The sequence below is a fragment of the Micromonospora sp. NPDC002411 genome (assembly GCF_053592955.1).
In genome coordinates, this window is sequence record NZ_JBSFBM010000033.1 from 1 (window position 1) to 20846 (window position 20846).

Genomic DNA, 20846 nt, shown 5'->3' on the forward strand with positions numbered 1-20846 from the left:
CGACCTCGCCCGAGATGCCGGCGACCGCGTGAAGAGTATGTAGCCCATCTTCGTTGTCGACCACGATCCCGCCCAGCTGATTTTCGAGGTGGCCGACCCAAACTCCGTCGCCGGCCCGTGCCAGCGCGAACGGCCCAGACAGCCCGATGTGGAGGCCGGTGCCTGCCGGGATCACGTGGATGTGAACGTGCGGTAACTCGGCGACGGTGATGAGGTGGGCGACCTGTTCGGCCATGATGCCGGTGTGTTCGTCGCCCGCGCGGCGGAGCGTGGATTCGTCCAGCACGGCCACCACCTGCGGGGGGCTGTCGCCGGTGAGGATCTTGTGTCGGCTCATCCGAGCGCTTACCTGTTGGTCTACCTCGGTGGCCGACATGAGGTCGTTCAAGCGCATCACGACGCGGGCATAGTTCTCGGTCTGGAGCAGGCCCGGAATCAGGAGTGGCTCGAAGAGACGAAGCTGTCACGCGCCGCGCAGGCGTGCGGATGCAGGCCCTGCCGGCCAAACGCCGCCGTCGTCCGGTGCGGGTCGGATGACCCCGCACCTGCCGATGCGTCCGGCGTGGTTGTGCCGCAACTGCGCCGCGCCCTGGCCATGCCGCCCGGCTCAGCTCGCGCTGGCGACCGAGTTCTACGGTCATTCGATCGCACTGGCCTTCTACCTGGCCGCGTCGATGCAGGAGGCGATCGACGACGTGTACGGCCTGGGTCTGCGCCCGGACCTGCCCGCTCTGCACGCCCGGTTCCTCGGGTGGCTGTCGCTGGCCCGTCGGTCCCACCCACGTTGAAGCAAAGGACGCCGGCCGGGTGGGGGGGGCCCCCCCCCCCGGGGGGGGGCGCCCCGCCCGCCGGCGTTCGGGTCGGCTGTGGTTTCGGTGTCGCGTCGCCGGTGCCGCCGGCCAGGGATGTCGGTGCGACGGACTAGAGTCGCTGCCGTGACAGCTACGACGCCGCGCCTGCTCCTCGTCGACGGACATTCCATGGCATACCGGGCCTTCTTCGCCCTGCCTGTGGAAAACTTCTCCACCACGACGGGTCAGCCGACCAACGCGGTGTACGGCTTCACGTCGATGCTGATCAACGTGCTGCGCGATGAGCAGCCCACCCACATCGTGGTGGCCTTCGACGTCTCCCGCCGTTCCTTCCGCACCGAGCAGTACGCGGAGTACAAGGCCGGCCGCAGCGAGACCCCGAACGACTTCAAGGGCCAGGTCAGCCTGGTCAAGGAGGTCCTGGCCGCGCTCCAGATCCCGGTGGTGGAGAAGGAGGGCTTCGAGGCCGACGACGTCATCGCCACGCTCGCCTGTCAGGCCCGCGACCAGGGCATGTCGGTGCTGATCAGCAGCGGTGACCGGGACGCGTTCCAGCTGGTCGACGACCAGATCACCGTCCTCTACCCGCGCAAGGGCGTCTCCGACCTGGCCCGGATGGATCCGGCGGCGATCGAGGCGAAGTACGGCGTCGGCCCGCAGCAGTACCGGGACCTCGCCGCGCTCGTCGGCGAGACCAGTGACAACCTGCCCGGCATCCCCGGCGTCGGCCCGAAGACCGCCGCTAAGTGGATCACCACGTACGGCGGGGTGGAGGGCGTGATCGCCCGCGCCGACGAGATCAAGGGCAAGGCCGGTGACAGCCTGCGGGAGCGCCTTGCCGACGTGATCCGCAACTACGAGATCAACCGGCTCGTCTCCGACCTGGAGCTGCCGCTGCGCCCGGAGGACACCCGCTGGACCGGGTGGGACCGGGAGGCCGTGCACCAGGTGTTCGACACCCTCGAGTTCCGCATCCTGCGCGACCGCCTCTACCAGTACCTGGAGGCGGTCGAGCCGGAGGCCGAGTCCGGGTTCGACCTCTCCGGCGAGGTGCTCACCGAGCCCGGGGCACTGGCCGGCTGGCTGGAAACGCACGCGCCGACCGGCACCCCGGTCGGGCTGGCGGTCAAGCTCGACACCGGCGTCAACCGCCGGCACACCGCCTCGATCACCGGTCTGGCGCTGGCCACCGCCGGCGGCGCGGCGGCCTGGGTCGACCCGGCGCGTCTCGACCCGACCGACGAGGGTGCCCTCGCCGGCTGGCTGGCCGACGCACAGCGACCCAAGGTGCTGCACGACAGCAAACCGGCCGTGCTGGCCTGCGCCGCGCACGGCTGGCAGCTCGCCGGCATCGTCCGCGACACCCAGATCGCCGCATACCTGGCCCGCCCCGACCAGCGCTCCTACGACCTCACCGACCTGGCGCTGCGCTACCTGCACCGGGAGCTGCGGGTCGACGTCCCCGAGTCGGGCCAGCTCACCCTCGACGGGCTGGGCGACGAGGGCGTCGCCGAGCAGAACCTGATGCTGCAGGCCCGCGCCACCCTCGACCTGGCCGACGCGATCGACGCCGAGCTGTCCCGCGACGGCGAGCAGTCCGCCCGGCTGATGGCCGGGGTCGAGCTGCCGTTGATGCGGGTGCTGGCCGGCATGGAGAGCACCGGCATCGCCGCCGACACCCACTACCTGTCCGAGTTGGAGGCGCACTTCGCCGCCGAGGTGAAGGCCGCCGCGCAGGGCGCGTACGAGGCGGTGGGTCGGGAGTTCAACCTCGGCTCACCCAAGCAGCTGCAGGAGATCCTCTTCACCGAGCTGGGTCTGCCGAAGACCAAGAAGATCAAGACGGGTTACACCACCGACGCCGACGCCCTGCAGTGGCTCTACGCCCAGCAGCCGCACCCGGTGCTGGCCCACCTGCTGCGCCACCGCGACGTGGCCAAGCTCAAGTCGACAGTGGACGGTTTGCTGAAGTCGGTCTCCGACGACGGCCGGATCCACACCACCTTCAACCAGACGGTGGCGGCCACCGGTCGGCTCTCCTCCACCGAACCCAACCTGCAGAACATCCCGATCCGCACCGAGGAGGGCCGGCGTATCCGCCGCGCCTTTGTGGTGGGGGAGGGCTACGAGTGCCTGCTCACCGCCGACTACAGCCAGATCGAGATGCGCATCATGGCGCACCTGTCGTCGGACGACGCGCTCATCGAGGCCTTCAACTCCGGCGCCGACTTCCACGCCGCCACCGCCTCGTCGGTCTTCGGGGTGCCGCTCGACGAGGTCACCCCCGACCAGCGGCGCAAGATCAAGGCCATGAACTACGGCCTGGCGTACGGGCTCAGCGCGTTCGGCCTGTCCCAACAACTCAGCATCAGCACCGAAGAGGCGCGCGGGCTGATGGAGAACTACTTCGCCGGTTTCGGCGGGGTGCGCGACTACCTCCAGCAGGTCGTCGCCCGGGCCCGCCAGGACGGCTACACCTCGACCATCCTGGGGCGCCGCCGCTACCTGCCCGACCTGGTCAGCGACAACCGGCAGCGCCGCGACATCGCCGAGCGGATGGCGCTCAACGCCCCCATCCAGGGCTCCGCGGCCGACATCATCAAGGTCGCGATGCTGCACGTCGACACCGCGCTCGGCGATGCCGGGCTGCGCTCGCGGATGCTGCTGCAGGTGCACGACGAGTTGGTCTTCGAGGTCGCCCCCGGCGAGCGGGAGGCATTGGAGGCACTCGTCCGCCACGAGATGGGCGGGGCGTACCCGCTGTCGGTGCCCCTGGAGGTGTCGGTGGGCGAAGGCCGGGACTGGAACAGCGCTGATCACTGATTGGGTTGCGGGGTGTCCTGGCCTGTGCGGTGAGGGGGTTCCGGGGCAGCCCGACCCACTCCGCGCGGTCGGGCTTGATCCCTGCGTGGGTCGGGCTGCCCCGGAACCCTGACCTGGTCCCGCCAGTCGCGTCGCTGCCCGTCCGTAAAGCCGCACTCGATCGCTGGGCCGCGTCTCGTCCCGCTGGGTCGCGCCGTCTCGGGAGCCCGTGCGGGCGGCCGGTTCGCTACTTCATCGGGTCGTGGCCCCAGTTCATGAGGGACCAGCGCCACTTGGTGTCGCGGACGTTGCCGGAGGGGCGCTGCGCCATGTGCCGGCGTACGTAGCCGACCACCTTGCGCATGTGCTTGTAGTCGCCCTCGGAAAGATCGCTGCGTTTACGACGTAACAGGTTGATGATCTTCCGGCCGGACTCGTGCCCGACGGACTCGCCGCCACCGGAACGACCGCCCTTGTGCCAGCCAACCTGCTTCGACTCGTCGGTCTCCAGCCAGGACGACAGCTCAGCGGGCTTCATGTTCACCGCCTCGGTGAACTCCCGGTAGGTGTCCCGGCCCTGGTCGTCAGCCCTGCTCATGGCGCAGCGCCTCGGGGCGGTGGGCTACGTCGCGGCCCGTTCCGTCACTGCGAACCCGGTACTGCGGGTCGTCGGGCGCCGCGTTCACGGCCCGCCCCCGGATCCGGGTCCGTTCGGTGATGGTCTCCTGCACCACGCCGTACGCGCGGCTGCCGTGGGCCGACCAGGAGACATGGTCGCCCTTGTGGAATCTCTGTTCGGCCATGCCCTCGGCTACCCGACGCCCAGGGGGCGAAACGGCTACGGCGTGATCTCGGCGATCGGCAGCTTGATGTCGAACGGCTCGGTCAGCTCGATCACGTCAGCGCCGTCGGCGACCAGCTCGTACTGCCGCTCACCGCCCGGCCCCACGTGGTCGCCGATCCGGTACGCGTAGACGTGCAGCGGGTCCTGCTCGATCCGCCAGTAGAACGGGATGCCGGCGGCAGCGTACTCACCGGGCTTCGCGAACCGGTCGATCCGTCGCGTGCCGGGCGAGACGATCTCCACGGCGAGTGCGACGTCCGCCGGCCGTAACGTGGACCGGTTGGACGGCACCTCGGCGCGACAGAGCAGCACGTCTGGCTGCCGGCTGGTGTTGCGGCTGAGTGCGACGCCGACTGCTTGCGCGGCGCGAAGATTCGCCGGGGCGTGCGAGCGCAGCCACAGCCACAGCAGGCTGCAGATGTCTTGATGGCCCAGGGTGGGGGAGGGTGTCACCTGGATAACTCCGTCGACGAGTTCGACGCGGGGGGCGTCGTCCGGCAGGGCGAGCAGGTCCTCCAGCGTGTAGTCGGCACGCTGCTGCCGCATCGGGTCCGGACACCAGGGGCCAGGTGATGTCGGGATGGGCTCGGCGCTCATGGGGTCGAGCCTACCGGCGATCGATGGCCCGCAGGTCGGACCACAGGTGCGACGCGCTCAGTCGGCGGGCTTCTCGGTGACGAAGATGGCCGTACCGGGAAAGAGGCGCCCGCGCAGTGGACTCCACTGCCCCCAGATGCCCTCGTGCCCCTCCGGCCACTCCGGCTCCACCAGGTCCACCAGCCGGAAGCCGGCACCGACCAGCTCCCGGACCCGGTCGCCGAGCGTGCGGTGCTGCTCGACGTAGGTGGCCACGCCGGATTCGTCCTGCTCGACGTAGGGGGAACGGTCGAAGTACGAGTGCACGGCGGTCAGCCCGCCCTCACCCGGGTCGTCGAGGAAGATCCAGCGCATCGGGTGGGTCACCGAGAACACCCACCGTCCGCCGGGGCGCAGCACCCGGTGCACCTCGGCGTGCAGGGCCGCCGAGTCGTCCACGAACGGGATCGCGCCGAACGCGGTGCAGGCGAGGTCGAAGGACCGGTCGGCGAACGGGAGGGCGAGGGCGTCGGCCTGCACCAGCGGTACGCGTACCCCGGTGTCGTCGGCGGCCTTGGCGGCGTGCCGCAACATGCCGGCGGACAGGTCGAAGGCGATCGGCGAGGCGCCCTGGGTGGCGAGCCAGCGGGCGGCGGCCGCCGCCCCGCAGCCGACCTCCAGCACGCGCCGCCCGGACACCTCGCCGAGCAGGCGGGCGTCGGCCTCGCGGAGTCCTTCCGGACACCAGACGAAGTCCACGTCGCCGAGGAACGCGCCATGCTCGGCCTGGTAGTCGTCGGCGTCGGTGTCCCACCAGCCGCGGTTGGCCCGTCGGACCTCGGCGTCAGCCACCCGGCGCCGGGTGACCCGGCTGTCGTCATCCACGGCGCTCACGCTAGGCCCTACCCGTCGCGTGGGGTGCGGCGGCGCGGCCAAGTTTCGAGTGGCTCCTTGATCGACGTGGTGTCCGCGCCGGCGGGTGGCGGGCGTCCCGACGCCTGTTCGCGCCCGTCCCGCGAGGGTCAGTTGTGGCTGCTGTGACGCACGAGACAGCTGGGGTCGTTTCCGGGCGATTGTTCGCCTTTCGCAGGTCACCGCACGTAGAGAAGCCGGGAGGGCTTGCACGCTGTGGTAATGCGCACGGTAGGCTAGACGATGCGCTCGCGGATCGCGTTGCCTCGGCAGGGAGCAGGTGCGCGGTCGACGGAGCCACATCATGATCTCACTAGCGATCGTTCGGTGTGCCCGGCGACGGATCCGCTGGCGCGAACAGGTCACCGCGACACCAGCCTGCTGTGACAACCCACCGACCGGAGCAACCGCCCACATGACGAGCAGCATCGAGGCCCCCTCGAGCGCCACCCGGGTCACCCACGACGATCTCGGTTCCGAGGAGGCTTTCCTCGCCGCGATCGACGAGACCATCAAGTACTTCAACGACGGCGACATTGTCGAAGGCACCGTCGTCAAGGTCGATCGGGACGAGGTCCTGCTCGACATCGGCTACAAGACCGAGGGCGTCATTCCCTCTCGGGAGTTGTCGATCAAGCACGACGTGGACCCCGCCGAGGTTGTGACGGTTGGTGACCACATCGAGGCCCTGGTCCTCCAGAAGGAGGACAAGGAGGGTCGTCTGATCCTCTCCAAGAAGCGGGCGCAGTACGAGCGGGCCTGGGGCACGATCGAGAAGATCAAGGACGAGGACGGCGTCGTCCGCGGTTCGGTCATCGAGGTGGTCAAGGGCGGCCTCATCCTCGACATCGGGCTGCGCGGCTTCCTGCCCGCGTCGCTGGTCGAGATGCGTCGTGTGCGTGACCTGCAGCCGTACGTCGGGCGGGAGCTCGAAGCCAAGATCATCGAGCTGGACAAGAACCGCAACAACGTGGTCCTGTCCCGCCGGGCCTGGCTTGAGCAGACGCAGTCCGAGGTGCGCACCGAGTTCCTCAACAAGCTGCAGAAGGGCCAGGTCCGCAAGGGCGTCGTGTCCTCGATCGTCAACTTCGGCGCGTTCGTGGACCTCGGCGGCGTCGACGGTCTGGTGCACGTCTCCGAGCTGTCCTGGAAGCACATCGACCACCCGTCCGAGGTCGTCGAGGTGGGCCAGGAGGTCGAGGTCGAGGTCCTGGACGTCGACCTGGACCGCGAGCGGGTCTCGCTGTCGCTGAAGGCGACCCAGGAGGACCCGTGGCGGCAGTTCGCCCGCACCCACGCGATCCAGCAGATCGTGCCGGGTAAGGTCACCAAGCTGGTTCCGTTCGGTGCGTTCGTCCGCGTCGACGACGGCATCGAGGGCCTGGTCCACATCTCCGAGCTGGCCGAGCGCCACGTGGAGATCCCGGAGCAGGTCGTCCAGGTCGGCTCCGAGGTCATGGTCAAGGTCATCGACATCGACCTCGAGCGTCGCCGGATCTCCCTGTCGCTCAAGCAGGCCAACGAGGGCTTCGTCGAGGGCGAGGAGCACTTCGACCCGACCCTCTACGGCATGGCCGCGACGTACGACACCGAGGGCAACTACATCTACCCGGAGGGCTTCGACCCGGAGACGGGCGAGTGGCTCGAGGGGTACGACAAGCAGCGCGAGACCTGGGAGAACCAGTACGCCGAGGCTCGTCTGCGCTGGGAGGCCCACACCAAGCAGGTGCAGACCTCTCGGGCCGCCGACGCCGAGGCCGCTGCCAACCCGACTCCGGTCGTCCCGGCCGCTGCCGGTGGCGGCGGTGGCACCACCTCCTCGTCCAGCCCGGCCCCGAGCCGGCAGGCCGAGGAGCCGGCCGGCACGCTGGCCACCGACGAGGCGCTCGCCGCACTGCGGGAGAAGCTCGCCGGCGGTAAGTGACCCGCTGAACGACGACAGGCCCCGTCCCCGCGATCTTCGGATCGCCGGGGGCGGGGCCTTCGCCGTGAGCAGGTGCCCGGTCGTGGTCGTGGGGCGGCGCTGTCGGGCCGCTCCACCCCGCTCGCGTCGGGCCGCGTCGGGTGGGCGGGTTTGGTGGTGAGCTCGGGCATCCGGTTGACTGGTCGGGTGTTGAGAGTGGGGTTGACCGGCGGGATCGGGTCGGGCAAGAGTGCGGTGGCGGCGCGGCTGGCCGAGCGGGGTGCGGTGCTCATCGACGCCGACACTGTGGCACGGGAGGTCGTGACACCGGGTACGGACGGATTGGCCGAGATCGTTGCCGCCTTCTCCGACACGGTGCTGGACGCTGACGGCGCGTTGGACCGTGCCGCGCTGGGCGCGTTGGTGTTCGCCGACGAGACGGCGCGCCGTCGACTTGAGTCGATCACGCACCCTCGGGTCCGGGCCCGTACCGCTGAACTGACCGCCGCCGCGGCGCCCGACGCGATCGTCGTCAACGACGTACCGCTGCTGGTCGAGGTGGGGCTCGCGCCCACGTACCACCTGGTGATCGTGGTGCAGACGGCCGTGACGACCCGACTGGAACGGCTGGCGCGTGACCGGGGGATGGGCCGCGCGGAGGCCGAGCGGCGGATGGCCGCCCAGGCCGACGACGCCCGTCGTCGGGCCGCGGCGGACGTGGTGCTGACCAACGACGGCAGCCTGGCGGACCTGCACGACGCCGTCGACGCGCTCTGGGCTCGGCGGTTGTTGCCCTACGAGCACAATCTGCGCGAGCGGCGGGTGGTCCCGCCAGGTCAGATCGACCGGGTCGGCGCCGACGTGACCTGGCCGGAGCAGTACGCGCGGCTGGCCGCCCGGATCCGACACGCGCTCGGCTCGGACGCCCTGCGGATCGACCACATCGGTTCGACGGCGGTGCCCGGCCTCGCCGCCCAGGACGTCATCGACGTGCAGGTGGCCGTGTCCAGCCTCGCCGACGCCGATAATGCGCTGGCCGACCGACTGGCGAACGCCGGGTTCCCCCGCGTGCCCGGGCAGTGGTGGGACGACCCGCGTCCGGCTGGCAGCGCTCGGTGGCAGAAGCGGTTGCACGGCAGCGCCGACCCGGGCCGCCCGGTTCGCCTGCACGTGCGGGTGGCCGACTCGCCGGGCTGGCGGTACGCCTTGATGATGCGCGACCACCTGCGTGCCGATCCGGATCAGCGGTCCGCGTACCTGCTGCTCAAGCGGGACCTCGCCGACGCGGCACCGGAGGTCGGCGAATCAGGCACGGCCAGTGATCCGTGGTTCGACGAGGAGTATCTGCGGGCTGAGCAGTGGGCCGAGCAGACCGGCTGGCGGCCCTGAGCGGCACCGGTCAGCGGGCGGCGTGGGGTCGAGGGGTGGCGGCTGGCCGGGGGATCGGGGCGAGCCGGGGCACCACTGTGGGACGGAGATCCAGTTGGGCCCACGCGTCGGCGTCGGTGTGCAGTTCCAGCCGGCGTAGCGACCCGTCGCGATCGATCCAGTAGCGCAGCCGCGCGCCGGCCGAGCCGACCTCGACGACGTCCACGGTCTGCCCGCCGGCGACGTCCTCGCGTATCCGGACGGCCGTACCGCGTGGCCCGACCGACCCGGCGGCCACCGCCGCGTCCACGAGCACGCTCAGGGCGTCGCTGCCGGCTCGGGAGACGCGCCACGGCCCGGCCGGGGGCGGAAGCGGCGGCCGTTCGGGCTGCTCCGCGGTGCCGCCACCGGCGGTGCCCGCGGGCAGGTCCGCCCGGGCCAGACCGGTGGTGTCGCGCCGCAGCAGGGTCCGGCGGTCCGGCACGCCCAGGTCGGCAACCGCGAGGTACGCGGTACGCGTGGTCCAGCTCAACCAGCCGGCGGCCCGCAGATTCGTGTCCGTGCCGACGGGTGCGGTCAGTGTCAGGGTGGCACCGCTCTTCGCCCGCAACCGGGCCGGTAGCTGGTCCAGTCGACGCCGCTCGGCGTCGGTCAGCGCGCGCGGCAGGCCGGGCCGGCCACCGAGGGCGTCCACCGGGTGTAGCGTCGGCCGGTCCGTCCGGTTGAGGACCACAGTGACCGGGCCGACGCCGGGCAGTTGGGTCACCAGTTTGTGCAGGCGGGCGTCCTGGTCGAGCCAGTACCGGGTCTGGCTGTCCGGGTCGGCGCTCGCCGAACCGGCGGTGCTACCGGGTGCCGAACGAGAGGCTGGTGTCCCGGGCAACGGCGCCTGTAGGACGTCCACCGGCCCGGCGGGCACGGTGTCCTGGGCGATCCACCGCGCGCCACCGTCGGGCACCGCCCGCGTCGCGTCCGGGCGGTCGGCGGCGAGGCCGAGGAGCAGGTCGAGCACGGGTGCCAGGTTCGCCCCAGGTTCGAGGCGGTGCAACCGCCAACGGTCCGCGGGAGGCACCAGCGGTGGTGCGGCGGGAGTGGGTACGGCCGCAGGGTCGGGTCGGACCACCAGGACCGCGCCGACCTTCTGCACCAACCCTCGTTCGGCGCCCGCGCCCGGCCCACCCACGTCGAGGTAGAGCAGGGACCGCGACCAGTCCACCCAACCCACCAGTTCGATCCGGGCGGCGTCGACGCCGGCGGTGACCCGGACCCCGGCGCGCAGGTCCCGCAGGTTGGTGACCCGCACGGCGGCCAGCCGCTCGCCCTCGGCGACGGTCAGCGGCCGGGTTGGCTCGGGCGGATCGGGCGCCCAGCTCAACAGCCCGAACACCAACGCCGCTGCGGAGGTCACAGCGGTCAGCGCGAGCAACAGCAGCACGGTACGTCGACGGCGGCTGGCCGGGGTTCGACCGTCCGCCGGGTCGGAGGCAGGCGCGGAGGTGTCGTCAGCGCGGGTGGTCGCTCCGCCGCCGTCGCGACGTCGCCCGGTGGCGGTTCGGCGCCCGCTGGCGGGTCGCCCCCTGCCGGTCGGTCGGGCGGTGGCGGGTCGGCTGGTGGTGGGCCGCGCAGCGGCGTCGGAGGGGCGGGCCGCATCCCCGGTGTCACCGGGGCGGGAGGTGGTGGCTCGTCGCGCGTCCCCGGTGTCGGTGCTGCGTGCGGTGGAAGCCCGCCGTTTGGCGTCGGCGTTGCGGGGGGTGGTGTCGGGAGCCGGGGTCGGAGAGGTGTCCACGGAGATGAAACGGGCGGGGAGGCACCGGGGTGACGAGCAGGGGCGCTCGCGGCGGCCGGTCTGCGCCGTGAGCGCGACCACACCGGTGCGCACGCCGGACGAGCCGGGTGCTGCGACCGCAGTGCCGGGGGCGGCCGGCCGTGATGACGGCCTGGCCACCGGCCCGGTCGGCCGCCGCGAGCGGCCTACATGAAGAGGGTAGTCCCGGTGACATGGGCCACACAATGGGAATATTGAAGCCGATCACGTACCTGGCGTGACGCCCGTTCCTGTCGGACCTCCGGCGTACCGTTGACGGCATGGCGCTCGACATTCCCCGGCTGGACAGCCGCTTCCAGGTCGTCAGTGAGTTCCAGCCGGCCGGCGACCAACCGGCGGCCATCGACGAGCTTGAGCGTCGGGTTCGGCGCGGCGACCGCAACACCGTGCTGCTCGGCGCGACCGGCACCGGCAAGAGCGCCACCACGGCGTGGCTGGTCGAGCGCCTCCAGCGCCCGACCCTGGTGCTCGCCCCCAACAAGACGCTCTGTGCGCAGCTGGCCAAGGAGTTCAGCGAGCTTCTGCCGCACAACGCTGTCGAATACTTCGTCTCGTACTACGACTACTACCAGCCCGAGGCGTACATCCCGCAGACCGACACCTACATCGAGAAGGACTCCTCGATCAACGAGGAGGTGGAGCGGCTGCGGCACTCGGCGACGATGTCGCTGCTCACCCGCCGCGACGTGATCGTGGTGGCGACCGTCTCGGCGATCTACGGTCTCGGCACCCCGGAGGAATACCTCAACCGGGCGGTGAAGGCGCAGATCGGGCAGGAGCTCGACCGCGACCAGTTGCTGCGGCGGCTTGTCGACATCCAGTACACCCGCAACGACATGGCCTTCCAGCGGGGCACCTTCCGGGTCCGCGGCGACACGCTGGAGATCATCCCGGCGTACGAGGAACTGGCGATCCGCATCGAGCTGTTCGGTGACGAGGTGGAGAAGCTCTACTACCTCAACCCGTTGACCGGTGACGTGGTCCGCGAGGTCGACCAGCTGGTGATCTTCCCGGCGACGCACTACGCGGCCGGTCCGGAGCGGATGGAACGGGCGATCCGCGACATCGAGGTGGAGCTGGCCGAGCGGCTCGCCGAGCTGGAGCGGCAGGGCAAGCTGCTGGAGGCGCAGCGGTTGCGGATGCGCACCACCTACGACATCGAGATGATGCGGCAGGTCGGCTTCTGCTCCGGCATCGAGAACTACTCGATGCACATGGACGGGCGGCTGCCCGGCAGCCCGCCGCACGCCCTGCTCGACTACTTCCCCGACGACTTCCTCACCGTTGTCGACGAGTCGCACGTGACCATCCCGCAGATCGGCGGCATGTACGAGGGCGACGCGTCCCGCAAGCGGATGCTCATCGACCACGGCTTCCGGCTGCCGAGCGCGGCCGACAACCGGCCGTTGCGCTTCGACGAGTTCCTGGAGCGGGTCGGTCAGATGGTCTTCCTCTCCGCGACTCCCGGCACCTGGGAGATGGAGCAGGCCCAGGGCGAGTTCGTCGAGCAGGTCATCCGGCCCACCGGTCTGGTCGACCCGCAGGTCGTGATCAAGCCGACCAAGGGCCAGATCGACGACCTCATGCACGAGATCAAGCTGCGGACCGACCGCGACGAGCGGGTGCTGGTCACCACGTTGACCAAGAAGATGGCCGAGGACCTGTCCGACTACCTCCTGGAGAACGGCATCCGGGTGCGTTACCTGCACTCGGAGGTCGACACGCTGCGCCGGGTGGAGTTGCTGCGCGAGCTGCGCAAGGGCGACTACGACGTGCTGGTCGGCATCAACCTGCTCCGCGAAGGCCTGGATCTGCCCGAGGTGTCGCTGGTGGCGATCCTCGACGCCGACAAGGAGGGCTTCCTGCGCAGCGGCCGTTCGCTGATCCAGACCATCGGCCGGGCCGCTCGTAACGTCTCCGGTCAGGTGCACATGTACGCCGACAAGATCACCCCGTCGATGGCGGCGGCGATCGACGAGACGGACCGGCGTCGGGCCAAGCAGATCGCGCACAACGAGGCGCACGGCATCAGCCCGGAGCCGCTGCGTAAGAAGATCCACGACATCCTGGACGACATCTACCGCGAGGCGGAGGACACCGAGAACTCCCGGGTCGGGGGCGCGGTGCGTCAGCTCTCCCGGGGCAAGGCGCCGGTCAAGGAGACCCGCAGCCGCAGCCGGTCCGCCGCCACGACGACCTCGCGGGAGGGGATGGCGCGCGCCGACCTCGCCCAGCTGATCCAGGAGCTCAACGACCAGATGCTGGCCGCAGCCCGCGAGCTGCAGTTCGAGTTGGCGGCCCGGATCCGCGACGAGGTCTCCGACTTGAAGAAGGAGCTCCGCGGCATGGACGCCGCCGGTGTGAAGTGACGGACGGCGAGATCGTCACCGGGCGACCCGACGTCCGTCTGCGCCCGTTCGTGGACCGGTACGTGGGCTACCGGGAACGAGCGGACCTCCCACTGGTCCGCCGGGAGTCGGCGGGTGCCTTCGTGGTGCTGATACTGGGCTGGGGTGCTCCGCTGGACGTGACCGACCCGCGCAGCGCGGAGCGGGGCGTCACGCAGGTCGACTCGTTCGTGGCCGGCACCTTCGACGGTTGGTGTACGACCCGCATGCTGGGCGTGGGGGAGGGCGTCGAGCTGCTGCTCGCCCCGCTGGCCGCCCGCCGGCTTCTCGGCCTGCCGCTGAGCGAGTTGACCAATCGGGCTGTGGAGGTCGGGCAGCTCCCGGGGCGTTGGCTGGCGCGACTGCGTGTCCGGCTCGCCGAGGCACCCGGCTGGCCGGAGCGCTTCGTCCTGCTCGACAGAGTGCTCGGTGCCCGGCTGGCGGCGTCCCCGCCGGTGGACGCCCGCGTCGACCGGGCGTGGCAGTGGCTCGTCGCCAGCGGTGGGCGCGGGAGCGTCGCCGCGCTGGCTGACGAGGTGGGCTGGAGCCGACGACACCTCGCGTTCCGGTTCCGACACGAGGTGGGACTGCCGCCCAAGACGGCCGCCCGGTTGCTGCGTTTCCAGCAGGCGTGCACGGCGCTGGGCAACGTCGGCCCGAACGTCGGGCCGGATGGCCTCGACGGGCCGGGCTGCGAGCCGCCCGCCGGCGTCGAGCGGGCCGAGCCCCCCGCTGCGGCTCCACCCGGCGTGGGCAGGCCGGTCGACTGGGCCGCGGTGGCGGCGGGCCACGGCTACTACGACCAGTCGCACCTGATCCGGGACTTCCGAGAGTTCGCCGGGGTCACCCCGGCCGCGCTGCTCGCCTCCCGGCCGGCAGCCGGCTGACACACCTCGACGAGGCGACCCGCCGAGGTCACATTCGTCCAATTCAGCCCCGGGTCGCCGGCGGCAGAATCAGCTCATGCGAACTGTCTATCCGATTTTCCGTTACCCCGATCCCCGTGCCGCGATCGACTGGCTCTGCTCTGCCTTCGGCTTCCAGGCGCACGTCGTGCACGAGGCGCCGGACGGCTCGGTCGCGCACGCGGAGCTGGTCCTCGACACCGGCATGATCATGCTGGGCGGTCGCGCCGACACCGCACCTCGGCCGGCGGACGACGACTGGTCGGTCTACGTGGCGGTGCCGGACGTCGATGTCCACTGTGCCCAGGCTCGCGCAGCCGGTGCCGAGATCATCCGGGAGCCGTTCGACACCGACTACGGCTCACGCGACTACGCCGCCCGCGACCTGGCCGGCAACGTCTGGTCCTTCGGCACCTACCGGCCCTGAGGCAACCGCGCCGGCCCGCGCGCTGTCTCCACCGTGCCGGTCCGTGCGCTTCACCATGCCGGCGCGCGTCGCGGACGTGCCGACCCGAGACGTCCGCCGGCAGGGTGCCCGCAGGGGGAGGCGGAGGACGGTTGGCGAGCCTTTGGAGCTGAATCGTCTGTGGCATCGCGGCCAGGTGTCCCGTGTCGGCGACGGCAGGCGGCCATCAATCGACCGGCCCCCGCTGACGGCGAATCGTTTGCGGCATCAGCTCCACAGCGACCGCCGGTGGTGATGCCTCCTCGGCAACCTCGGATCTGTCAGGCGCGGGTTGGGCCAGGACGCCGGGGTTACGCCGCCGAGCTCGCCCCCGAGGCGGCGCCTGCTCCGGGACTGGCCTCCGCTGCCGGAAATCCCTGCCGAACAGCGACGGCGGCGGGTGCCGTAGGTCGGAATCGGCGACGGGACCGAATGCCCTGATTGCGGTGTGCGAGCAAACTATTGCACTGGGTGATCGTCCTGCGTACTCTCCCTCGGTGGGGAGGCCGGGATGCCGCTACCAACAAGTCCTGTCATTCGACGTGCACGTCTGGGCGCAGAGTTGCGCCAGCTACGCCGGCGCGAGGCGCTGACCCTGGAGCAGGTCTGCGACCGGCTGGGTTGGGCCTCGACGTCGAAATTGTCCCGCATCGAGCTGGGTCAGAGCCGTCCTGACCTCGCCGATGTGCTCGATTTGCTGGACATCTACAAGGTGCCCTCGCCCGCCCGTGAAGCGCTGATCGTGATCGCCCGGGACGCGGCGACCAGCCGCGGCTGGTGGAAGACGCTGGGCGAGATGAGCGAACGGCAACGCACCTACGCCGAGTTGGAGGCGGGCGCGGCGGACATCGTCGAGTACCAGCCGTCGGTCGTGCCGGGGCTGCTCCAGACGCCCGCGTACGCCCGGGTGCTGGTCACGGCCGGCGCGCGGCTCACGCCCGAGGTGGACGTGGAGGCCGAGGTGCGCGCCCGGGCGCTGCGGCAGGAGGTGCTGCGGCGGGCCTACCCGCCGCGCTACACGGCGGTGCTCGCCGAGGCGGTCTGCGACCCGGGCGACCTGCCGGAGGCGGTCTGGCGTGAACAGTTGCGCCACCTGGTGGCCGTGACCGGGCTGTCGCACGTCACGGTGCGGCTGCTGCCACGCGGGGTGGCCGGCGGCGGGCTGCACCCACTCACGCCGTACTCCTGCTATGCCTTTCCGGACCCGGCGGACCCGCGGACGGTGATGCTCGAGGCGTTGACCACCGACGTGCGGTTGGCCACCCTGCTCGACGTCGACCGTTACCAGCGGATGACCGAGGCGCTGCTGGCGGCGGCGCTGTCACCGGAGGAGACCGTCACCGCGCTGGCCCGCCGCGTGGGCGAGTAGGAGTCGTCGTGCCGCGCGGCCACCGGGCCCGGCGCCCCCGAGCCCGTCGGGACCGGCGGCCGGCGCGTGCGCGGGCACGATAACCGTGCGGTACGACAGCGACCGCGGAGATGCGACAGCGGCTGCTCAGGCCGGTACGTCGAGGAAGTGCTCGACCACGGGCGGCCCGGCGAAGTGCGGTCCGATCAACGCACGCCACTGCTCGAAGCGTTCGGTGGCCCGGAAGTTGTCCTCGTGGGCCTCGACCGAGTCCCATTCGACGAGCAGAACGAAGCGGGTGGGGGACTCGATGCCCCGCGTCATCCGCACCGAGCGGCAACCGGTCGCCCCGGCGAGCACCGGGTGACCCTCGGCGTACGCGGCGGCGAACGCGTCCTCGTGTCCGGGTAGTACGTCGATCAGCGCGACTTCGAGCACCATGTCGGAAAGCCTCCCACGACGGGCGGGGCCGATGGTGTCCCGGGGTCTGTTCCAGCCTGGAGGGTGCCCCTAGGGTGGCACCGTGATCATCGATTGGCTCACCGGCACCGCGTTCCAGGTGGCCGGTACGGGCACCACCTGGGCGGAGCTGTTGGGGTTCGCCACAGGTGTGCTCAACGTGTGGTTGGTGGCCCGGCAGAAGATCGCCAACTGGCCGATCGGCATCGCCAACGTGCTGCTGCTCATGCTGCTGTTCTGGACCGCCGGCCTGTACGCCGACGCCGGGCTCCAGGTCGTGTACGTCGCGCTCGGCTGCTACGGCTGGTGGCACTGGTTGTTCGGTGGCGAGCGGCGGAGCCGGCTCACGGTGAGTCGTACCGGGCGACGGGAGTGGTTGGCGCTGGCCGTGGTCGGCGTGCTGCTCACCGCCGGTCTGTGGGTCCTGCTGGACCGGGCCACCGATTCCACAGTGCCGCTGCCGGACGCGTTGACCACGGCGCTGTCCCTGCTGGCGACGTACGGACAGACCCGCAAGCGGGTGGAGAGCTGGTGGCTGTGGATCGCGGCCGACCTGATCTACATCCCGTTGTACGCGTACAAGGGGCTGCACCTGACCGCCGTCCTCTACCTGGTCTTCCTCGCCCTGTGCGTGCTCGGGTTGCGGGCCTGGCGGGCGGACCTGCGTCGGGTCGACCCGCCGACCCCGGTGCCGCCCGGCCCAGCGCCGGTCGCCGCATGAGCGAGCGCAGCGAGCGAATCAGCAGGCTCAATGCGAAGGTGCCTCATGCCGGCACGCAGCGAAGCGGAGTGACGGCATGAGCGAGCGCAGCGAGCGAATCAGCAGGCTCAGTGCGAAGGTGCCTCATGCCGGCACGCAGCGAAGCGGAGTGACGGCATGAGCGAGCGCAGCGAGCGGGCATCGGAGTTCGGGCACGGGATGGTGGTGGGCAAGTTCTACCCGCCGCACGCCGGGCACCACGCGCTGATCGAGGCGGCAGCCGCCCGCTGCGCGGAGGTCACCGTCGTCGTGGCGCCCTCGCGCCGGGAGTCGATTCCACTCACCCTGCGGCTCGACTGGTTGCGGGACATGCACGCGGACAGGCCTTGGGTCCGCTTCGTCGGCCGGTACGACGACCATCCCGTCGACTATGACGACCCGGCTGTCTGGGACGCGCACTGTGCGGTGTTCCGGGCGGCGGTCGGTTCGCGGCGGGTGGACGCGGTGTTCTCCTCCGAGGCGTACGGCGTCGAGTTGGCTCGGCGCTTCGACGCCGTACCCGTGTCGGTGGATCCGGATCGGCGGACCGTGCCGGTGTCCGGCACGGCCGTCCGCGCGGACCCGGCGGGTCACTGGCGGTGGTTGAGCCCGCCGGTGCGCGCCTGGTTCGTCCGGCGGGTGGTGGTGGTCGGCGCCGAGTCGACAGGCACCACCACGATGGCCGAGGCGCTCGCGGCGCACTACGGCACGCCCTGGGTGCCGGAGTACGGCCGGGAGTTGACCGCCCGCAAGCTGGCCCGGCTGCGGGAGCGTGTCCCGCACGCGAGCGTCTTCGACGTCACCTGGGACCGGGACGACTTCCGCACCGTGGTCCGCGAGCAGCAGGCCGCCGAGGACGCGGCGGCGCGGACGAGTGGGCCGCTGCTGATCTGTGACACCGACGCGCGGGCCACGGCGGTGTGGGAGGAGCGTTACCTGGGCAGCGCGTCGCCGGAGATCCGGGCTGCGGCCCGCCGACCGGCGCTCTATCTGCTCACGGATCACCAGGGGGTGCCCTTCACCGACGACGGGCTCCGCGACGGCGAGCATCTGCGGGCCTGGATGACCGAGCGGTTCCGTACCGAGCTGGCCGGGTGCGGGGTGCCGGTGGTGGAGCTGGCCGGGTCGCATGCCGAGCGGCTGGCGCGGGCGGTGCGGGCCTGCGACGACCTGCTCGCCGCCGGCTGGTCGCTCGCCGAGCCGATTGCCGCACCCAACCTGCACTAGCCTCCTAGGACGCCCAGGGGGTGTGAGGCGTGTGCGGCACCACCCACCGCCCGGGGTGTGATCACGGGCGGTGGTGGGCAACAATGGTCACCGAGGAGGGGAGTATTCCCCCGCAACGGAGTCGTCAGCACGGTCGATCGTCGGAACCTCGGCGTCCCGACCCGGCTCCGTTGGTCGCCTCCCGGTGACGGGTGGCGGCGGAAGAGACCTCCGACAGTCACCAGAGTGAGCGACAGCGGCACACCGGCCCCTCCGGGGGCGTACGGTGTGCCCGACGCCGCGTGTCTGCCGGAGGAATGAACGTTGGACGTGTCCGGATTGGTGTGGGCGGGGACGCTTGTCGCACTGACTGCGGTCCTGCTCGTCGACCTGTTGATCATTGGTCGGCGCCCGCACGAGCCGAGTGTGCGGGAGTCGAGCCTCTGGGTCGCCTTCTACGTCGGTCTCGCCCTGCTCTTCGGGGCCGGTGTCTGGTTGACCTCGGGTGCCAGTTCCGCCGGGCAGTTCTACACAGGTTGGCTCACCGAGTACAGCCTCTCGGTGGACAACCTCTTCGTCTTCGTGATCATCATGGCCCGCTTCGGGGTGCCCCGGCAGTACCAGCAGAAGGTGCTGCTCGTCGGCATCGTGCTGGCGCTGGTGATGCGCGGTGGGTTCATCGCCGCCGGTGCCGCGTTGATCACGCAGTTCTCCTGGGTCTTCTACATCTTTGGCGCGTTCCTGATCTACACCGCGGTGAACCTGGCCCGGCAGGGTGAGCCGGACGAGGACGAGTTCTCCGAGAACGTGCTGATCCGGTGGAGCCGCAAGGCGCTGCCGATCTCGAAGGACTACGACGGCGCGAAGCTCACCACCCACGTCGCCGGCAAGCGGCTGTTCACCCCGATGCTGATCGTGATGATCGCGATCGGCACCACCGACCTGATCTTCGCCCTGGACTCGATCCCGGCGATCTTCGGCATCACCCAGGAGCCGTACCTGGTCTTCACCGCGAACGTCTTCGCGTTGATGGGCCTCCGGCAGCTCTACTTCCTGCTCGGCGGCCTGCTCGACCGGTTGATCTACCTGAGCTACGGCCTGGCCGTGGTGCTCGGCTTCATCGGGGTCAAGCTGGTGCTGGAGGCGTTGGCCGACAACAACCTGCCGTTCATCAACGGTGGCGAGCACGTCGGTTGGGCTCCGCACATCCCGATCTGGCTGTCGCTGCTGGTCATCATCGGCACCCTGGGCATCGCCACGGCTGCCAGCCTGATCAAGTCCTCCCGGGACCGGCGCCGCGAGCTGGTCGACGCTCGTCGCTGACAGAGCACCGGGTCCAGGGCGCGGGAACGCGCCCTAGACCCGGTGCGCGCCCACCAGCGTGGCTGTGCGGTCGGCCGGCAGCGGTTCCTCGATCACCCGCCGGCGGCGGTAGCAGGCGTGCAGCATCCGCCGCTCGCCGCCGTCGCCGGGTGGGGCCGTGACGATGCCGATGTGGTGGATCTTGCGGCCGGGTCGGGCGAAGAAGTAGAGGTCACCAGGGCGTTCCGCGCCCAACGTCAGCGGGGTGGTGGCGGCGGCCTGGTCGTCGGCGTCGCGGGGTAGCAGCACCCCGAGCCGCCGCCAGGCCAGGTGCACCAGCCCGGAGCAGTCGATGCCGTGCGCCGAGAGGCCACCCCAGATGTAGATCACGTCCAGCAGGCGCTGCGCCACCGCGAGCGCCTCCTCGGCGCTCGGCGTGGCGGGGGGCGTCGCGGCGAGGTGGTCGTCGAGCAGCCAGAGCGGCGTGGCCTGGCCGGGGACGTGTACCGGCCGCCAGTCGTCGCATGCGGGGCCGGCGGGGACGAGGCGGGTGCCGACGACGACGCCGGGCACCACCACCGGACCACCCGGCGCGGCGTGCAGCCCGGTGACAGTGGTGTCCACCACCAGCGGTGGTGCGGTGCCGGTGGCGGTCGGGTCGACGGCTGTCAGTTGCTCGGCGGGGAGCCATCCCGGGTAGCCGCGCGGATCGAGCTTGGCGGCGGGCTGCTCGACGGCGACGACCCGGGCCCAGCCGTCCGGTCGGAGTTCGCTGACGAGGACCCGCTCGCCGAGCAGGAGTTGGCTCAGCACGCAGTCGCCGACCTGCTGGTCGGTGTTCATCCCGGAGACCCAGGCCAGGATGTCGGCGCGGGCGGTCAGTGCTGGGCGGTCGACGGGGCGGACCGCCTCGGGGGAGGTCCACAGCGTTGCCACCGCGACCCGGACGACGGCCTCACGGCCCGGTTGCAGCTCCACGTCAACCCCCAGATCGTGTCGGCTGTCCAGGGGAA

Annotated in this window: 17 protein-coding genes and 2 pseudogenes; 11 read left to right on the forward strand and 8 right to left on the reverse strand. The window is 71.0% G+C overall.

The window, feature by feature from the left end:
* Window positions 1–463: pseudogene (locus ACWCO3_RS06825) on the reverse strand (DUF5753 domain-containing protein); the annotation flags it as partial.
* A gap of 70 nt (window positions 464–533) precedes the next feature.
* On the opposite strand from ACWCO3_RS06825, the gene ACWCO3_RS06830 reads away from it, so the two are divergent.
* Together ACWCO3_RS06830 and polA are read left to right on the forward strand one after the other, a co-directional pair.
* On the forward strand, window positions 534–788 hold the full coding sequence (locus ACWCO3_RS06830) for a hypothetical protein (protein WP_450008889.1): 255 nt from the start codon (window positions 534–536) through the stop codon (window positions 786–788).
* Between the two features lie 147 nt (window positions 789–935).
* On the forward strand, window positions 936–3635 hold the full coding sequence (gene polA / locus ACWCO3_RS06835) for a DNA polymerase I (protein ID WP_145779814.1): 2700 nt from the start codon (window positions 936–938) through the stop codon (window positions 3633–3635).
* Window positions 3636–3864: 229 nt separating this feature from the next.
* Here the strand turns inward: polA and ACWCO3_RS06840 are convergent.
* The 4 genes and pseudogenes from ACWCO3_RS06840 to ACWCO3_RS06855 form a co-directional block, all read right to left on the reverse strand.
* Window positions 3865–4212: pseudogene (locus ACWCO3_RS06840) on the reverse strand (DUF3140 domain-containing protein); the annotation flags it as partial.
* Window positions 4199–4417 carry a hypervirulence associated TUDOR domain-containing protein gene (locus tag ACWCO3_RS06845; RefSeq protein WP_145779816.1) on the reverse strand — a complete coding sequence of 73 codons (219 nt, stop codon included), beginning with the start codon at window positions 4415–4417 and terminating at the stop codon, window positions 4199–4201. The pseudogene ACWCO3_RS06840 and the gene ACWCO3_RS06845, both read right to left, overlap by 14 nt.
* Before the next feature lie 35 nt (window positions 4418–4452).
* Window positions 4453–5055 carry a Uma2 family endonuclease gene (locus ACWCO3_RS06850; RefSeq protein ID WP_244311610.1) on the reverse strand — a complete coding sequence of 201 codons (603 nt, stop codon included), beginning with the start codon at window positions 5053–5055 and terminating at the stop codon, window positions 4453–4455.
* Window positions 5056–5112: 57 nt separating this feature from the next.
* Window positions 5113–5919 (reverse strand): class I SAM-dependent methyltransferase, encoded by an 807-nt coding sequence (locus ACWCO3_RS06855; protein WP_358165159.1) that lies wholly within the window; start codon window positions 5917–5919, stop codon window positions 5113–5115.
* Between the two features lie 331 nt (window positions 5920–6250).
* Here ACWCO3_RS06855 and rpsA point away from each other — a divergent pair, with 331 nt between their 5' ends.
* A complete protein-coding gene (gene rpsA / locus ACWCO3_RS06860) occupies window positions 6251–7870 on the forward strand; it encodes a 30S ribosomal protein S1 (protein WP_347663947.1) in 1620 nt (539 codons plus the stop codon).
* Window positions 7871–8056: 186 nt separating this feature from the next.
* Window positions 8057–9238, forward strand: a complete 1182-nt coding sequence (gene coaE, locus ACWCO3_RS06865) for a dephospho-CoA kinase (protein ID WP_450008907.1) — start codon at window positions 8057–8059, stop codon at window positions 9236–9238.
* Window positions 9239–9248: 10 nt separating this feature from the next.
* On the opposite strand, the gene ACWCO3_RS06870 is transcribed toward coaE, so the two are convergent.
* Window positions 9249–11096 carry a hypothetical protein gene (locus ACWCO3_RS06870; RefSeq protein ID WP_450008893.1) on the reverse strand — a complete coding sequence of 616 codons (1848 nt, stop codon included), beginning with the start codon at window positions 11094–11096 and terminating at the stop codon, window positions 9249–9251.
* 206 nt (window positions 11097–11302) lie between these two features.
* Between ACWCO3_RS06870 and uvrB the strand changes: the two genes are divergently transcribed.
* The 4 genes from uvrB to ACWCO3_RS06890 all read left to right on the forward strand — a co-directional run bounded on the left by uvrB (window position 11303) and on the right by ACWCO3_RS06890 (window position 16148).
* The gene (gene uvrB, locus ACWCO3_RS06875; RefSeq protein ID WP_145779821.1) at window positions 11303–13411 is read left to right on the forward strand and encodes an excinuclease ABC subunit UvrB; all 2109 of its coding nucleotides are present in this window, start codon (window positions 11303–11305) and stop codon (window positions 13409–13411) included.
* Window positions 13408–14316 carry a helix-turn-helix domain-containing protein gene (locus tag ACWCO3_RS06880; RefSeq protein ID WP_450008895.1) on the forward strand — a complete coding sequence of 303 codons (909 nt, stop codon included), beginning with the start codon at window positions 13408–13410 and terminating at the stop codon, window positions 14314–14316. Before uvrB ends, ACWCO3_RS06880 begins: the two co-directional genes overlap by 4 nt.
* A 76-nt stretch (window positions 14317–14392) precedes the next feature.
* On the forward strand, window positions 14393–14761 hold the full coding sequence (locus tag ACWCO3_RS06885) for a VOC family protein (protein WP_354886758.1): 369 nt from the start codon (window positions 14393–14395) through the stop codon (window positions 14759–14761).
* A gap of 529 nt (window positions 14762–15290) precedes the next feature.
* On the forward strand, window positions 15291–16148 hold the full coding sequence (locus ACWCO3_RS06890) for a helix-turn-helix domain-containing protein (RefSeq protein ID WP_145779824.1): 858 nt from the start codon (window positions 15291–15293) through the stop codon (window positions 16146–16148).
* Between the two features lie 126 nt (window positions 16149–16274).
* On the opposite strand, the gene ACWCO3_RS06895 is transcribed toward ACWCO3_RS06890, so the two are convergent.
* Complete coding sequence (locus ACWCO3_RS06895; RefSeq protein ID WP_145779825.1) at window positions 16275–16568, reverse strand: antibiotic biosynthesis monooxygenase family protein; 294 nt, start codon at window positions 16566–16568, stop codon at window positions 16275–16277.
* An 82-nt stretch (window positions 16569–16650) separates the two neighbouring features.
* On the opposite strand from ACWCO3_RS06895, the gene pnuC reads away from it, so the two are divergent.
* The 3 genes from pnuC (at window position 16651) to ACWCO3_RS06910 (ending at window position 19854) form a co-directional block, all read left to right on the forward strand.
* Window positions 16651–17307 (forward strand): nicotinamide riboside transporter PnuC, encoded by a 657-nt coding sequence (gene pnuC / locus ACWCO3_RS06900; protein WP_145779826.1) that lies wholly within the window; start codon window positions 16651–16653, stop codon window positions 17305–17307.
* A gap of 156 nt (window positions 17308–17463) precedes the next feature.
* Window positions 17464–18552 (forward strand): AAA family ATPase, encoded by a 1089-nt coding sequence (locus ACWCO3_RS06905; RefSeq protein ID WP_450008899.1) that lies wholly within the window; start codon window positions 17464–17466, stop codon window positions 18550–18552.
* 303 nt (window positions 18553–18855) lie between these two features.
* The gene (locus ACWCO3_RS06910) at window positions 18856–19854 is read left to right on the forward strand and encodes a TerC family protein (protein WP_145779827.1); all 999 of its coding nucleotides are present in this window, start codon (window positions 18856–18858) and stop codon (window positions 19852–19854) included.
* A 33-nt stretch (window positions 19855–19887) separates the two neighbouring features.
* Here ACWCO3_RS06910 and ACWCO3_RS06915 read toward each other — a convergent pair whose 3' ends face one another.
* Complete coding sequence (locus ACWCO3_RS06915) at window positions 19888–20811, reverse strand: C40 family peptidase (RefSeq protein ID WP_145779828.1); 924 nt, start codon at window positions 20809–20811, stop codon at window positions 19888–19890.
* Window positions 20812–20846 lie beyond the last annotated feature (35 nt).